19 protein-coding genes, 2 tRNA genes and 1 pseudogene are annotated in these 14,893 nt (G+C 36.1%); 11 read left to right on the top strand and 11 right to left on the bottom strand.

Going from position 1 to position 14,893, the window contains the following annotated elements; genetic code table 11:
• Positions 1 to 73 precede the first annotated feature (73 nt).
• The 3 genes from OS139_RS01380 to OS139_RS01370 form a co-directional block, all read right to left on the bottom strand.
• Positions 74 to 907, bottom strand: coding sequence for an undecaprenyl-diphosphate phosphatase (locus OS139_RS01380; RefSeq protein WP_002298973.1), 834 nt, complete (start codon positions 905 to 907; stop codon positions 74 to 76).
• A gap of 191 nt (positions 908 to 1,098) precedes the next feature.
• A complete protein-coding gene (locus OS139_RS01375; RefSeq protein WP_002331816.1) occupies positions 1,099 to 1,803 on the bottom strand; it encodes a histidine phosphatase family protein in 705 nt (234 codons plus the stop codon).
• Positions 1,804 to 1,825: 22 nt separating this feature from the next.
• The gene (locus OS139_RS01370; RefSeq protein ID WP_002289118.1) at positions 1,826 to 2,452 is read right to left on the bottom strand and encodes an MBL fold metallo-hydrolase; all 627 of its coding nucleotides are present in this window, start codon (positions 2,450 to 2,452) and stop codon (positions 1,826 to 1,828) included.
• A 325-nt stretch (positions 2,453 to 2,777) separates the two neighbouring features.
• On the opposite strand from OS139_RS01370, the gene OS139_RS01365 reads away from it, so the two are divergent.
• On the top strand, positions 2,778 to 5,153 hold the full coding sequence (locus tag OS139_RS01365; protein ID WP_002331815.1) for an ATP-dependent DNA helicase: 2,376 nt from the start codon (positions 2,778 to 2,780) through the stop codon (positions 5,151 to 5,153).
• Positions 5,154 to 5,176: 23 nt separating this feature from the next.
• On the opposite strand, the gene OS139_RS01360 is transcribed toward OS139_RS01365, so the two are convergent.
• A complete protein-coding gene (locus tag OS139_RS01360; RefSeq protein ID WP_002289115.1) occupies positions 5,177 to 5,668 on the bottom strand; it encodes a YajQ family cyclic di-GMP-binding protein in 492 nt (163 codons plus the stop codon).
• Between the two features lie 186 nt (positions 5,669 to 5,854).
• On the opposite strand from OS139_RS01360, the gene OS139_RS01355 reads away from it, so the two are divergent.
• Both OS139_RS01355 and OS139_RS01350 read left to right on the top strand, forming a co-directional pair.
• Positions 5,855 to 6,775: a YitT family protein gene (locus OS139_RS01355; protein ID WP_002289114.1), complete on the top strand. Its 921-nt coding sequence runs from the start codon at positions 5,855 to 5,857 to the stop codon at positions 6,773 to 6,775.
• A gap of 153 nt (positions 6,776 to 6,928) precedes the next feature.
• Entirely contained in the window at positions 6,929 to 7,273 is a 345-nt protein-coding gene (locus tag OS139_RS01350; protein WP_002289113.1) for a metal-sulfur cluster assembly factor, read from the top strand.
• Positions 7,274 to 7,462: 189 nt separating this feature from the next.
• Here OS139_RS01350 and OS139_RS01345 read toward each other — a convergent pair whose 3' ends face one another.
• Positions 7,463 to 7,963, bottom strand: a complete 501-nt coding sequence (locus tag OS139_RS01345) for a GNAT family N-acetyltransferase (RefSeq protein WP_002331814.1) — start codon at positions 7,961 to 7,963, stop codon at positions 7,463 to 7,465.
• A 527-nt stretch (positions 7,964 to 8,490) separates the two neighbouring features.
• On the opposite strand from OS139_RS01345, the gene OS139_RS01340 reads away from it, so the two are divergent.
• Positions 8,491 to 8,574 (top strand) — tRNA-Leu (locus OS139_RS01340).
• A gap of 371 nt (positions 8,575 to 8,945) precedes the next feature.
• Here OS139_RS01340 and OS139_RS01335 read toward each other — a convergent pair.
• Entirely contained in the window at positions 8,946 to 9,566 is a 621-nt protein-coding gene (locus OS139_RS01335; protein ID WP_002331845.1) for a LysM peptidoglycan-binding domain-containing protein, read from the bottom strand.
• A 334-nt stretch (positions 9,567 to 9,900) separates the two neighbouring features.
• On the opposite strand from OS139_RS01335, the gene OS139_RS01330 reads away from it, so the two are divergent.
• The 3 genes from OS139_RS01330 to OS139_RS01320 all read left to right on the top strand — a co-directional run bounded on the left by OS139_RS01330 (position 9,901) and on the right by OS139_RS01320 (position 11,010).
• Positions 9,901 to 10,335, top strand: a complete 435-nt coding sequence (locus OS139_RS01330; protein WP_002292929.1) for a universal stress protein — start codon at positions 9,901 to 9,903, stop codon at positions 10,333 to 10,335.
• Between the two features lie 22 nt (positions 10,336 to 10,357).
• Positions 10,358 to 10,678 carry a hypothetical protein gene (locus OS139_RS01325; protein ID WP_002331812.1) on the top strand — a complete coding sequence of 107 codons (321 nt, stop codon included), beginning with the start codon at positions 10,358 to 10,360 and terminating at the stop codon, positions 10,676 to 10,678.
• Positions 10,679 to 10,818: 140 nt separating this feature from the next.
• Complete coding sequence (locus tag OS139_RS01320; RefSeq protein WP_002296424.1) at positions 10,819 to 11,010, top strand: hypothetical protein; 192 nt, start codon at positions 10,819 to 10,821, stop codon at positions 11,008 to 11,010.
• Between the two features lie 70 nt (positions 11,011 to 11,080).
• Here OS139_RS01320 and OS139_RS01315 read toward each other — a convergent pair.
• A pseudogene (locus OS139_RS01315) lies at positions 11,081 to 11,338 on the bottom strand (glucose uptake protein).
• A gap of 157 nt (positions 11,339 to 11,495) precedes the next feature.
• On the opposite strand from OS139_RS01315, the gene OS139_RS01310 reads away from it, so the two are divergent.
• Together OS139_RS01310 and OS139_RS01305 are read left to right on the top strand one after the other, a co-directional pair.
• Positions 11,496 to 11,759 (top strand): hypothetical protein, encoded by a 264-nt coding sequence (locus OS139_RS01310; RefSeq protein WP_002292935.1) that lies wholly within the window; start codon positions 11,496 to 11,498, stop codon positions 11,757 to 11,759.
• Between the two features lie 23 nt (positions 11,760 to 11,782).
• Positions 11,783 to 11,971 (top strand): hypothetical protein, encoded by a 189-nt coding sequence (locus OS139_RS01305; protein ID WP_002288067.1) that lies wholly within the window; start codon positions 11,783 to 11,785, stop codon positions 11,969 to 11,971.
• 82 nt (positions 11,972 to 12,053) lie between these two features.
• On the opposite strand, the gene OS139_RS01300 is transcribed toward OS139_RS01305, so the two are convergent.
• Positions 12,054 to 12,239 carry a hypothetical protein gene (locus OS139_RS01300; RefSeq protein WP_002288064.1) on the bottom strand — a complete coding sequence of 62 codons (186 nt, stop codon included), beginning with the start codon at positions 12,237 to 12,239 and terminating at the stop codon, positions 12,054 to 12,056.
• Between the two features lie 214 nt (positions 12,240 to 12,453).
• On the opposite strand from OS139_RS01300, the gene OS139_RS01295 reads away from it, so the two are divergent.
• Positions 12,454 to 12,825, top strand: a complete 372-nt coding sequence (locus tag OS139_RS01295; protein WP_002288062.1) for a YxeA family protein — start codon at positions 12,454 to 12,456, stop codon at positions 12,823 to 12,825.
• 149 nt (positions 12,826 to 12,974) lie between these two features.
• Here the strand turns inward: OS139_RS01295 and OS139_RS01290 are convergent.
• From OS139_RS01290 to OS139_RS01280, 3 genes are all read right to left on the bottom strand, one after another.
• Positions 12,975 to 13,047, bottom strand: a tRNA-Gln gene (locus OS139_RS01290).
• A gap of 45 nt (positions 13,048 to 13,092) precedes the next feature.
• On the bottom strand, positions 13,093 to 13,521 hold the full coding sequence (locus tag OS139_RS01285) for a hypothetical protein (protein ID WP_002295776.1): 429 nt from the start codon (positions 13,519 to 13,521) through the stop codon (positions 13,093 to 13,095).
• 59 nt (positions 13,522 to 13,580) lie between these two features.
• Positions 13,581 to 14,339, bottom strand: coding sequence for a C39 family peptidase (locus tag OS139_RS01280; protein ID WP_002331810.1), 759 nt, complete (start codon positions 14,337 to 14,339; stop codon positions 13,581 to 13,583).
• Between the two features lie 294 nt (positions 14,340 to 14,633).
• On the opposite strand from OS139_RS01280, the gene OS139_RS01275 reads away from it, so the two are divergent.
• On the top strand, positions 14,634 to 14,831 hold the full coding sequence (locus OS139_RS01275) for a hypothetical protein (protein WP_002306822.1): 198 nt from the start codon (positions 14,634 to 14,636) through the stop codon (positions 14,829 to 14,831).
• Positions 14,832 to 14,893 lie beyond the last annotated feature (62 nt).

Here is a 14,893-nt window from a genome sequence, read left to right as displayed (position 1 = left end):
TTTATAATGATTATTATTAAAGAAAATAAAAAACCAGAACATTTCTCAAATAAGAGAAGTGTTCTGGTTTTTTCTACATTGCAATAAACCAATAACCAATCAAAATGATACCAAGGATAATACGATACCAGCCAAAAGCGGTAAAGTCGTTTTTCTTCAAATAGCTTAGTAAGAATTTGATAGCTAAGACGGAAACCACAAAAGATACGAATGTTCCTACAAGAAGAACAACAGTTTCTTCCATTTTGAATGAATTCCCTTCAGCTAAATATTTGACGATCTTCAAGCCGCTTGCGCCAAACATGACAGGAATCCCTAAGAAAAATGAAAACTCTGTAGCGACAAAACGCGAAGCACCAATCAAGATAGCTCCTAGGATCGTTGCGCCAGAACGGGATGTTCCGGGAACAAGTGCCAAGACTTGGAATAACCCAACAAGAAGAGCTGCTTGGTACGTAAAGTCATTCAGAGAAGTCCAACGAGGTGTTTTGTTTTTGTTGCGTTTTTCGACAATAATAAAGGCAATACCGTAAACGATCAAAACAATGGCAACTGGTAAGAACTTGTGGAAATTTGCTTCTAACCAATCATCCAAAGGCAAACCAATGATGATGGCTGGTATGCAAGCAACGATCACTTTAAACCAAAGTGTCCACGTATCTTTTTTTTCTACCGTTGATTTACTTGGAGAAAATGGGTTTAACTTGTGAAAATAAAGAACGACGACAGCCAAGATCGCCCCTAATTGGATAACGACATTGAACATCGACATAAATTGTGAACTGGCATCCAGTTTGATGAATTCATCTGCTAGGATCAAATGACCAGTACTACTGATGGGCAGCCATTCCGTTATTCCTTCAATAATACCGAGAATCACTGCTTTGATAATATTTGCAAAAAACATAAATTCCTTCCTTCCCAATTAAGATACATCTTATAGTATACCGTTATTTTTTGAGAAACCCAATCTGTTTTTTAATATTAAGAAAAACTTGAGAAATAAAGCAGATAAGTACACGAAGAGAAAAAAGAAGACAAAGCCCTCGTTCAGACTTTGCCTTTTATGATTCTCTAGTAAAAAATAAAATATCCCCATTATAGAAACGAGTCGCGACTATGTGTTTTCCCGTTATCGATATAAGACGTATCATTGATGCCGTGGATAGAAAATCGACCGTTTGCATAAGTGACCTTTGTTACGCTGCCATTTAAAAGCCCAGCACGAACAGGCTGTTTAGGATCGATCAGATTAAGCAAAAAGGCGATCGTCAAACCATGAGATACGACTAAAACATTTCCACCACCATTTTTTTCGCAGTGATGGGCGATATCTTCAAATCCTGTCCATATACGGTCTCGCAATGTTTCATAAGTTTCCGCCCACCCAGCGGTATCTAAGTTGTATACAGCATTAGCAATTTGTTCAAAAGAAACTTCTGTTGTAAACATTTCATCATATGTTTTAAAATTCAATACACGAGGGATCACACCCCACATTTCCATGTCATATCCACCTTCAAGAGACCCGAAACACCATTCTCTAATCCTTTTTTCAATAAAATAAGGAATTTCTTTTCCTTTAGAATGTTCTCCTAAAATAATACGGGCAGTTTCGATCGCACGACCACTGTCACTAGAATAAGCAAATGAAAAGTCGACATCTTTTAACCCGCGACCTAAATAATGAATGCCTTCTTGTCCTTGCTTTGTGAGGGGTGTATCACACCAGCCTTGCACTCGTTCAATTGTATTGAACATCGTTTTTCCATGTCGTACGATGTAAAGTGTAGTTTCTGTCATTTTATTCTCCTCCTAAGTCGTTTTAACGATTGAAAAAAGGATTTGTCCTTTTTTCCTGTTCAATCGTCGTTGCATCGCCATGTCCTGGATAGACTGCAAATTCATCAGGTAATACAAACAGCTGGGTCCGAATACTATGAAGTAATTGTTCTAAATTCCCTGTATACAGATCGGTTCTACCGATACTTCCTCTAAACAGGGCGTCGCCAGAAACGACAAAATCATCAAAAATAAAGCTGACGCTTCCTATAGAGTGCCCTGGGGTAGGGACGACGCGAAAAGACATGTTTCCTAAAGTATAAGTTTTCATTTCAAATTCATATTCTGCAGGCGAGACAATAACATCAGCAATATCATCATGTCTACCGAGTCCAGAAAGATTCAAAATCGGATCACCTAGCCATTTTTGCTCTAGTGGGCTGACATAAACTGGGATTTGATAATACGCGCGTAAAGGTTCCACTGCACCGATATGATCGTAGTGAGTATGGGTAAGCAAAATCGCTACCGGCTGTTGGTTTGTTTTTTTGATTTCTTGTTTGATTCGTTCCGCATCTTCTCCAGGGTCAATGATCAAAAGTGCTTCTTCGTTGTAGACCAAATAACAGTTTTCTTCAATCATTCCTGTTTTTAATCTTTCGATATGCATGTGCATTCCTCCTTGATAGCCAAAACTTCTTTCATCCATTAGTATAACGCATTCATTGCTAGGAAACAAAAACAGGTACTTATTTCTCTTTACTTATCTGAATTATCAGACTATATGAAAAGTATTTGGATATTCTAAAGAGAAGGAAAGTAAGTTTTCATAGCATTTTAATATGTCCTTGTTACATTAGATTCATCCAAAAATCCAAATTCTATATCCTATATCCCTGCCTAATCAGCAGGGTGTTTTTTTATGTTTGGAAAGAGAGCTCTTTTTGCTAAACTAGGTTTTTTCAGGTAATCTTAGAGAGAAAGAGGTGGTGGAAATGATCAAACAGTCAAAAATATCTGTGCGGCACTTAGTAGAATTTATTTTGCGACGTGGAAGTATCGACAATCGTAAAAAAAGTAACCATACTGCATTAGAAGGAGCGAGAATCCACCGTAAGCTCCAAAAAGATGCGGGAGAAAACTATGAAAAAGAAGTCTTTTTAAAAACAACAGTTCAATTAGATGAATATCACCTGATCGTTGAAGGCCGTGCAGACGGTATTTTCAAAAGAGACGGTATTTATTATATAGATGAAATCAAAACCTCCGAACCACGATTTGAAGATTTAGAACCAGAACAAGTGGAACTTTTCTTTCATCAAGCAAGGGTGTATGCCTATATCTATAGTCAAGAACATGATTTACAAGAAATAAATCTGCAATTGACTTACTTCCAGACGGCAGAAGAAGTGATCACGAGAAAGGTTGAACATCAGACAAGAGAGCAGTTAGAAACTTTTTTTAAAAAGCTGACTGAAGATTATAAAGAATGGCTTGTTTTTCAAGAAAACTGGCGCACTGTACGCAATGCCTCTTTGATGGCTTTGAAATTCCCCCATGATGAGTATAGGAAAGGTCAGCGTGAACTAGCGGTAGCTGCTTATAAAACGATCCGTACGAAACAGAAATTGTTTGTAGAAGCACCTACCGGAACAGGAAAAACAATCTCTACGTTATTCCCCGCTTTGAAAGCTGTAGGGGAAGAAGAGGGAGAAAAGATCTTTTATCTAACGGCTAAAACAATAACTAGACAAGTAGCTGAAGATGCTATGACAGCATTAAAAGATACAGGAGCTGAAGTAAAAAGTGTCACTTTGACGGCGAAAGACAAGATCTGCTTTTTAGATGAGACGACCTGTAATCCAGATCAGTGCCCATATGCCAATGGTTATTACAATCGGATTAATGAAGGTTTATGGGATCTTTTGAATCATGAGAATCAGATCACTCGAGAAGTCATCGAAACTTATGCAAGAAAGCATACACTTTGTCCTTTCGAACTATCATTAGATGTCAGTATCTGGTGTGACGTAATCATTGGGGATTACAATTATTTATTTGATCCAACTGTTTATTTAAGACGTTTTTTTGAAGATGAAAAAAACGAGGACTATCTGTTTTTGATTGACGAAGCACATAATTTGGTAAATCGTTCCCGAGAGATGTATTCGGCAGAACTATCTTATGAAAAAACGAAACGAAGTAAGGAAGCTATACCAAAGGAATTCAAAAAACTTCATCGCCGTTTCAACAAACTATTAAAAGAATTTGATTCGATCCGAGAAATAGCAAAAGAAGATCATTGGGATTATCATCATCAAAAAGCACCGGCTGAATCTTTAGTAAAGGCAGGTTATCAATTAAGCGAAAAAATTAAAGAATGGCTGGCAGAATTTCCTGAGCACCCATCACAAGAACAATTGCTTCCTTATTATTTTGATTTGCTTCATTTTTTGAAGGTCAGTGAATTTTATGATGATCACTACGAAACAACAGTCGAAAAAACGTATCGCGATCTGATAGTAAAAGAGTTTTGTATTGATCCAAGCTTGTTTCTTGAGCAGTCGTTGGATAAAGGAAAAAGCAGTATTCTTTTTTCTGCTAGTTTTTCACCACTCTCTTATTATCAGGAAACACTGGGGGGACAAAAAAGTCTGGCTTACAAACTGCCGAGTCCTTTCCCAGAAGGAAACCAGCAAGTTTTCATCGCAAATTACCTAGAGACGACTTATCGAAAAAGGGAACACAGTCTGGCAAAATTAGTAGAGACGATTCATGCTTTTGCTGATGGAAAGGTCGGGAATTATTTCGTTTTCTTTCCTTCTTATCAATATTTAGATCTTGCGGTGGAAGCATTCAGACAGCAATATCCCGACAGCAATGTGCTAATCCAAGAAACGGACATGAATGAGGAAGAACGCGAACGATTTTTAACAAAATTTCAAACAAATCCCGCTGAAACATTGATTGGATTTTGCGTACTTGGCGGGATTTTTTCAGAAGGAATCGATTTGAGAGGAGACCGATTGATCGGCAGTATGATCGTAGGTGTAGGTTTGCCGCAGATGAATCATGAGCAGGAACTGATCAAATCATATTATGATGAGAAGGAACACCTTGGATTTGCTTACGCTTATCAGCTTCCTGGAATGAACAAAGTCTTGCAAGCTGGTGGTCGAGTGATTCGTGGCATGGCGGATCAAGGAATTGTTGTATTGGCAGATCAACGATTTTCTAGTTTTTCTTATCGACGTTTATTCCCACAACATTGGCAAACAGCAAGAGAAGTACGAAGTGTTGGGGAATTGGAAGAAGGAATACAGCGTTTTTGGTTATCAAAAGAAGCAGTAAATAAAAAAAACGAGGAATGACAGATGTCAGCCTCGTTTTTTGATTAACGATAGTTAGTGAATTGCAACTCGATTGGTAAGTCAAGTTTACGTAATAAAGCAATTACAGCTTGTAGATCATCACGGTTCTTACCTGTCACTCTAATCTGATCTTCTTGGATTTGTGCTTTTACTTTCAGTTTTTCATTTTTGATAGCTGTAGTGATTTTCTTCGCGTTTTCACGATCGATTCCGTTGACCAAATCGGCAGTTTGTCGAGCTTTGCCACCTAGAGCGTGTTCCGATTCAGAAAAATGGATATTTTTGATTGGCACATTTCTTTTGATCAGCTTACCAAATAATACATCTTTGATCTGTTCGATTTTGAAATCATCATCGCTCAATACAACTAGATTGCTGTTCTCTAATTTGATTTCTACTGTAGAATCCTTGAAGTCAAAGCGATTGGACAATTCTTTTGTTGTTTGCTGAATCGCATTTTTTACTTCTTCTGTATTGACTTCTGATACAATGTCGAAGCTAGCATCTTTTGCCATAGGAACCCTCCTGATATACATATAAATATTTACCATACATCTATCTTATCATAGGATTAGGGCAGATTCTTACCTGTTTGCTAAAATTCTTCTCATTTGAGTTCGAAGTATTTTATTTTAATAGATAAACTGTTATTCTTACATTTGGAATACCAAAGTAGGGGAGAGGTGCTTGTGAGTAAAATTATGACTGCGTATCATAAAAATGAAAGATTAAAGAAAATAGTGGTTATTTTGATAACCGGATTGACCGCTGCGGTCGCTTTAAATTATTTTTTGATTCCAGCCAATGTCTTTTCTGCAGGGATGAATGGGATCGCTCAAATCATTTCCTCGCTTTTATATGAATGGTTTCATATCAAGATAGACACAGGAACATTTATTTTTCTTTTGAATATCCCTGTGTTTGTATTAGGGTTTCTCAAAGTAGGAAAACGAGCAACGATCCTTAGTTTTGTGAATGTTGTATGTGTATCGGTGATGACGATGCTGCTTCCAGTCGGACAGATCACTGATAATATTTTGATGAATGCCCTAGTAGGCGGTGTTTTATTAGGTCTTGGCGTAGGATTATCTTTAAAAATGGGCTTTACAACTGGTGGGATGGATATCATCTCTCTTGTACTTTCACAAACAACTGGAAAAACAGTCGGAAATTACATGCTGATTCTAAATGGTATCATTGTAGTCATCGCAGGCTTCTTCTTTAACTGGGAAAGTGCCTTGTATACGATTATTTCCATTTATGCAATGACTCAAGTAATTGATGCCATCCACACGAGTCATCAAAAAGTAACAGCAATGATCGTTACCGTCAAGCCAGAAGAGGTAACAGAAGAACTAGCAAAACGGATGGTACGTGGAATGACATTACTGCCGTCTGTCGGTGGCTATTCAAAAAAGCAAGGGAACATGATCATGATGGTCATCACCCGCTACGAAATGTATGATCTTGATCAGATCGTCCATGAAATCGACGACGATGCATTTATCAATATTTTACCAACTCATTCAGTATTTGGCCGGTTTGCAAATGAAAACGAACAAAAAATGTATCGAACAACTGGCGTATTGCCAGAAATAAAAAATCGTTCACAAAAAAAATGAGGAATCAGGTTTATTTTAGAATAAATTTAATCTATTACATCTAATAAGAACATTTTTATAAATTTAAACGAGAATCTTCCTTCTAAATTCTCATTTACAAGCAGCTAAAAAAAGAGTATGATAAATAAAAATCGTGTTAAGGAGTGTCGTACGATGAGCGAAGCAAACCAAGAACGGTCTGGACAAGAAATAGAACTAATCAAAGAACGTATTCTTGCTGCCTTGGAAATGGTGATTGATCCTGAATTAGGAATCGACATCGTCAATTTAGGCTTGATTTATGATATAGAATTCAATCCTGAAAATGGAGAAACAGTCATTAAGATGACTTTAACAACTATGGGCTGTCCATTAGCAGATATTTTAACAGAATCTATCCATGACGCATTAAAAGAAGTGCCAGAAGTAACGAAAGCAGAAGTCAAACTAGTCTGGTATCCAGCATGGACGACAGATAAGATGAGCCGTTATGCACGGATTGCGTTGGGGATACGATAGAAATCTTGGCTGACTAGCTATGAGGAGCAAATAGGAAAAACAAAAAAGCCTTTTATCCTTTCTAGAAGAAAAGAGATAAAAGGTTTCTTTGTTTATAAAATTTTGTCTGCTATATTATAAGTTAATTAAATAAATGTGTTCTATTGATAAAGGACATTCAAATCCCTTTCCTTTTGGAATCCTTCTTTTTTACATCAGTTTGATTTTCGTATAGTATTCTTTCTCATCTTCACGATAAATCGCAGCCCCATTTTTTTGTTGTGCTTTAAGACTGCCAAGATTTTTTTTATTTACAGACAAAAGTGCCTCATCAATGCCGATTTTTTTTGCCTCTTGTAGTACTAATGCTAATCCCTGTGTGGCATATCCTTTTTTACGATAATTAGGGGAGATGCCGTAACCAATATGGCCAGCGCCGTTTCTTAATGTTTCGTTCAGTTTATGGCGCAAATTAAAAATTCCTACATACTCATGTTCATCACTTTCTAAAATAAAGACGGTTGCGGGAACGTAACTCTCAGGAAGATCGATTCCTAAAGACGTTTTTTCGCATTTTTTTACATAATCTAAAAATTCAGCAAATGTATAGCCATAAGCATTGTTGATAAATCCATTCTCATTTGGTCCAAAGCTAGTTTGTAGCAGATAAGCTTTCTTTAAATCTGCTTCCCATAGTTTGATCAGTTTCATCGTATTCACCTCTTTAAGTAACCTTATTCATTTGTTTTCTACTATAGCACTATTGTTGTAAATAGCCATGCCTATTTTTATTTATTGTGTCATATCGTATTAAGAATCATCGAACAATACAATTATGAATTACAATAAAAAAATTATTTGAAGTTCGTTCATTCGTTACTTATGACCTCTAGAAGAAAGAAAACGTGAATTACTTCAGCGTCTAGAATTCCAGAAGGATAGTAACCAACAGAAGAAATAATCAATATCTAAATGAAAGAAGATAGCTGAATCGAGAAAAAGAGGAAAAAAGAAATGAAGAAAAAAATAAAATAGTTACTAATCCCAGAGTCGTTCGTTTAACATTGAAATCGATCATATGGATAAAACAGATTTTTTCACCAACCCTCAATAGATGATGGAGTTGCTCGGATGAATTATTTGTGTAGATGGCATAAGGGAGGGCGTATAGAAATGAAAAAGAACAAAAATATGTTCTTGACAAAAAACACATGTAATCCTAAACTAAAAGATGTGATGCGGCTATGGCGGAATTGGCAGACGCGCTAGCTTCAGGCGCTAGTGAGGGTGACCTCGTGGAAGTTCGAGTCTTCTTAGCCGCATAATTTGTTTTTTTGAGAAGGAAAAAAGATATCGACGGAGTTTCTCTGTTGATATCTTTTTTTATAAAGAGAAGGTACACCTGGAGCGATGAGAAAGAAAATAACATATTATCTAAAAGAATATAGGAAAAATTTTAAACAACGGAACCAGATTCAAATAAATCAAAAAAATTTGTGTGAAGGTGGGACAGTTTAAAACCTAATAGATTGATTCAAATAGTAGATTTATAGATTCTGATACAAGAAATACTGGCAAACGATAGTTAAGGAATAAAGGCTAAACTTAAACTCAAAAAGAGGTCATGCGAAAGAATAAATCGCATGACCTCTTACTATATTTTGAATGTGTTTAAACGTTCAAATAATGAATCTTAGTACCAACCGTTTGCTTCCCAGAATGCTTTCGCCGCTTCCCAAGAACCATAACGTGAAGTAACATATTGTTCTGCCACTCTTTCTTGGTTCGCAGCAGAGTAGTCACCATTTAAGTAAGAAGAATCTAATTGGTAACGGCCGATGTAACGTCCGTTCGTTGCTGTGTAAGAACCGCTTGATTCTTTTTGTGCGATCCATTCTTTTGCAGAGCTTGTGCTTGCTGGAGTAGCAGTAGTTTCTGTTACAGCAGGAGCAGCTTGTGTTTCAGCAACAGGCGCTGCTTGTGTTTCCGTTTGAACCGTTTCTTGTACAACAGGTTGTTCAGCTTGAACAGGTTCAGCTTGGACTGGTGCTTCTTGAACGGTTGCTTGTGCAGAGCCTTCTGTTGGGATTGTTAATTGTTGTCCTGAGTAAATCAGGTTAATATCAGAAATTGAATTTGATTCTGCAATGGCATTGATCAAGGAGTTATCACCAACGTATTTTTGAGAAATCGTTGATAGAGTATCACCTGATTGAACGGTATAAGCTTCGTCCGCATGAGCAGTCGTTCCCATGAAGAATGCAGCGCCGGCAGCCAAAGTTGTTCCAAAAAGTAAAGTTTTAAGTGATGTCATGAAAAATCTCCTTTATTCGTTAAAAAGTTTTATTTGTTGTGTTCAACGAGGAATACTTTAACACGTGAAAATATTTCATAGGTAAAAGAAGCATGACAATTTATGACAAATCCACGTTTTTTGTAACAGAATGATGTTCGCTCGATGTGAAAAATGATGAGGAATTTCACATAATGCAGTAATAATGGGATTAGAACAGGTGTTCTGATGAGAAAAGAAATGTATAAATAACTCGAAAGAAATTGCTTTTGTTCATCATTTTATTTACATATTGCGTATATTTTTTGTATTTTTGCTTGAGATGTTACAATAAAAGAAAAAGGAGGCGGTTCCAATGAGTAAAAGATACCAGAACATCATGGTAGCAGTTGACGGATCAAGACAATCGATCAAAGCGTTCGCTGAAGCCCTTGACTTAGCAAAGGACAATGAAGCCCACTTATTTATCGTGTCAATCATCAACAAAGTTGAGCTGACCCATAGTGCCTATGCCTTTTCAAAAATCTATGCAGATGAAAAACAAAGAACAGAAGTAGCCATGCTTAAAAAAATCAATGATGCCAAAGAGTTCGGCATTGCTGAGATCCACGCAATAGTTGAAACTGGAGATCCAAGAAATTTGATTGCCAATGTCATCCCTGGACAAGAAAATATTGATTTGATCGTTATGGGAGCGACAGGAAAAGGTGCTATACAACAAGCATTAGTTGGATCGACCGCTTCTTATGTCGTATCACATGCCCCTTGCAGTGTGTTGGTCGTGAAGTAATGAGATAAGGGAGGAATAGAAAATGGTTCGTCCTCAAGAAGTCCGTGCGCCAAAAGAAAAATTAGAAATTTTAGCAATTATTGAAGACGGCACACAAACAAAAAAGGGATACTCGATCGCTTTAGTAAAGTGGAAAGGAAAAAAAGGTGTCGCTCTGAGATGGGATGGAGATAATCAACAAGATAAAGGATTCCCTGTCACAGCTAACGGTTATCATCCAGCGTGGTTTGTTCTGCCTGATAAATTTATGGAATTATACAGCTATGATTATGCAAGAGCCGCAGCATCAATCAAAGCATTAGATAAATTAACAGAAGAGCAGAATGAAATGGAGGAAAAATAAAAAAGACGAACCAATCAGCATTTAGAAAACTGATTAGTTCGAGGAGTAAAAATGAAAAAAGGTTATTTGGGATGAAACTAGAATAATGCGTATAACTTAAATAAAACTTAAAGCAATAAAATGGCAAGAGGGTGAGGCAAATGGAAGCAGGAAAAGTATTACAGGAAGTAAAAGCACTATGTGCAGATAAAAAATATGAAGAAGCGAAAAGCCTGATCGAAAAGAACAAAGAAAATTTGGAAGAAAAGTACCCGATCGCACAAGAATTTATAGAATTAAAACAAGGAACGATCCTTCACCGATTCAAACATTTTTTTGGTATAACAGAATAGAAAAAACGATTAAAGATCGGCAGAAATTTGCTGCATCTTTAATCGTTTTCTTTTTAAACATGCGAGGGATTCAATTCTGATTCTTATATAAAAAATAGATCCAAATAATAAGAAAAATTACTGAAAGCGTCAATTCGATGATGTGTGTTATTAATACAGACGTTGTTTCTCAATGCCTAAAAGAAAAAATTTGATAAGTAAAATATACAGCAGGTAAAGAGGCCAGTAAAACTGAAAACTTCTTTTTTGTCCATTTTATGTAATAGAAAAGAATGCTTATCATAATAAAAAAAGGAATATAAAAAACAAATTGACCGATCGCGATCATACTATTGCCTCCAATAAATAAAGTCCATGATACAAAATAACACTTTGTGCGAAATGGCGCAAGCAGTTTTGTGGATTTATCCGGTAAAATCTGTATCGATTTTGAAATTAGAGGAGAAACTTGCTATAATCAAAGTGAAAGAAGGAGTGGGATTTTCATGGATCATGTAGTGTTAGAAATCGATTTGCATTTAATCAATAATATTCGGGTGATTTACTATGTTGTAAGTAACAGTGTCGAACAACGTGTACTGACGAATAAAATAAATGGTATTTTAGCAAAGAAAGACGTTCACCGATTCAATAATGGTGAAGGAAGTTATTATAGTATCCCAGTAGAAAAAATTATTTATACGACAGTCAAAGTCAGAGAAGATCTAGATACCAAAAAAGCATATGAACCTATTTTTACAACTTATTGATTGACAGCAGATGGAGGAAAAAAATGAATCCATATGAACAACTTATTCAAGATTTGATCGATGGAAAAATCGAAAAGATCGATGTAAAAAGAGAAGAATTAATGGCTTTTCGAGAAGCGTGGCTGAAGTTGGAGAATCGTAAATATGTGGTGGGAAAAGCCTCACTGAACGGCAATGTGACTTATCATTACGATCCGACACGTTTATTTTAGTATGAAGTATTCAGAAAAGAACCAAAGGAGGACGATGCAGTAGCATTATCCTCCTTTGATTTTACAAAAGTGAAAGTTTTACTTATTTGAATAGATTTTTAAATTTGTTTTTGACACTGTCGATATTTACATCTTTTAAAAGATTTTGGGCTTTCTCTTTATAAGGTCCTAATTGTTCTTTATGTTCTTCGATAAATCGTTTTGCGCCATCGAAATTGCCGTTCTTAATCATTTCCTTGACTTTTTGAAATAATTCTTCTTGATTCATTTTGAACACATCCTTTGCTATCAACATGATTTTTTACATGGACAAAACGAGAAAAACTGATTTATCCACACGTCAATAATATCAAATAACGATCATTTTTACTAAAAAAACACTCGATTCTCGCTTCTAAAGTAGGAGAAAAATCTCCAACTTGGGACGGATGGAATTTCTTTAACTGATCCATATACTGAATATATAACAAGGAGGTAGAAAGATGAAAGTGATTAAATATTTGATTGGACTGGCGGCGATTAGTGGTATTTTGCTATTTGGACTGAAATATTATACTGAAGGAAGTTATGGAGAAATCCCTGGTATACTTGATCAGCTAAATCCATTAGTTGAAAAAGGAGAGGTCTATGTAAAGACACAAAAACCAGAGGAAGTAAATGAATATGGTACAGCAAGGTATGTGCAGAAAGCTGCTGATGCCAATGGGAAAGAACGAACGGTTGAATTTAATGGTCTTTCTGTGTTAAAAGAAAATCATTATTTGAAAATTAGCAATAAAGGAGCACACATAGAAACGTATGAGGAAGTTCCTAGAGAAAAAGTTCCGGAGAAAGCATTAGCAATTATTGGGTAAATCAGTTTTTGTATTAAGAATACGCCCGATTTTATTATTCATAATTTAATTATGTAAACTAAATAGAAGTAGTAAAAATAATACAATAATCCCCCTGCAAAAAGATTGTTCTTTTACAGGGGGTTCATTTTTTCAGCAAGCACATCAAATTGGGATGGCAGGGTTCGAACCTACAATTGCTTGATTCAGAGTCAAGTGCCTTACCAGTTTGGCTACATCCCATTTATTCAACAAAATAATCATAGCACTTTCCTAAAAAAACGCAAGTTATTTTTCTTGATCGGATAGTTGTTGCTTTACTCGTAAAAGGCGGCGTACTAGTTTCTTTTCTAATCCAGCAGGAAGGGCAATCAGTTCTGCTACTGACAAGACGGTGTCCAGTAACTGATATTCTTTGACAGGTTCATTCATAATATGATAAATGTTTGCTAAACGTTCAATATATTCAAAGCGAGTATACTCTGTTCGAGCAATCAGAAATTTCAATAAATCGGTGGCTTTCTCGTACTCTTGATCTGCGTAATAAACAAGAGATTGACGATACAATTTGATTTCCAGTTCATTGAGGGTAGCAGGTCTGCGACGCTCGTTCCACTCATTAATAGAGACTTTACCTTGAACATTTCCCTTGCAGTCACGGACAAAAATAATCGGAATTTCATTTGGATCCATTTTTTTATGTGTGAATTTTTCCATTATCTACGCTCCCTTCAAAGGTTTGGTATCTTGAGTATAAGGGATTTTTGTTTGAATTACTAGCTTTTCTCCAAAGTTAGCATCTGTCCACCCATTGCAGTGAAAATCGCCGAAAAATCGTTGATCGGTACTGCTCGATTTTTTACACCATAGGGATCGTTGACATAAATATTTTCTTTGTCATATCCAGTGACTACACAAGCATGAACAAGAGGAGTGACTCTTACTTCTCCATTATTTGTGGTCCAAGTCATAAAATCAGTTTCATCTGGGACTTCAAAATTGATAGTCACAGAAGTCCAGACAGGATTTCCTTTAGATAGTGCTTTTTTGATATCATCGAGTTGAGCATCGGTTTTTGGAAAAGTGTGATAATCCGTTTGGACGATTTGCTGAGCAAGGGAGGCAACTGGGGGAACATAGACGCCCATAGCCCAGTCTCCGCCACTGATATCACCAACAAATCCTTCATTAGGATCGCCATGAGTCCCATCTGCATTGAAAACAGGGATGTAATCCAATTGCTCAGCCAACTGGTTTTTAGTTGTTTCATAACCATAAAAAGATAAAAGCATAGAAAGCGAAGTGACTTCACAGCCATTTTCTAAAGAAGGAGAATCAAACTGGCTCTCTAATGGAACATCTAGTAAAACTTCTGCTTTCTCTTTTGTCTTTTTTGTTTTTTGTGTTGAACTTTTTTGTGCAGTGTTCATTGTATGTTCTGGAGAATGGATATGTAGGTAATAACTTGTACCGCTTAATAAAAGAGCAGCTGTGCCCCCTAGAAACAATAGTTTTTTGAACGTTTTTTTCTTCATTTGAAATCTCCCTTTTCAGCTGTTTATCTTTCCTATTATAAATGTATTTTTATTGGAAATGGAAGTATTATATTTTAATATGTAGGAAATAATTAGTTTTTAAGGAATATGTTTTAATTTTTTGAAAAAAATTCTTCTAAATACAACAGCTGTTTTAATTGTGAAAACGAAAACAGTACGCTATAATGCCTGTAAGGTTGATTTTTAACTGTAAATAAAAATCAATGAGTTAAATCTCCAAAGAAATAGCAGTGGTAATGTGGAGAAAAGTTCCAGCAGTTTAGGAGGATTTTGATGACGGAAGAAAAGATTAATTTAGGAGAACAATATGCATGCAAACCAATTGGTTTTACAAAAACGGTCATTGGTGAAGTTGTATCAAAAATGACAAACTGCGCCGTGGTCAAAGTTGCCCAATGTGCTGCAGAGGACCAAGAATTATTAGATGAAAAAGCAAGCATGGTTGTTGCAAAATATGATACATTTGAATAAAGAAAACAATTGGACGTGCGGCGTGCTGCAAGTCCAATTTCTTTGAGAAGGTAAATCAGTAT

Origin of the sequence: Enterococcus sp. E4-223 (assembly GCF_035727065.1) — a bacterium.
Classification (GTDB): Bacteria; Bacillota; Bacilli; order Lactobacillales; family Enterococcaceae; genus Enterococcus_B; species Enterococcus_B faecium.
This window is presented reverse-complemented; position numbering and strand designations above follow the sequence as displayed.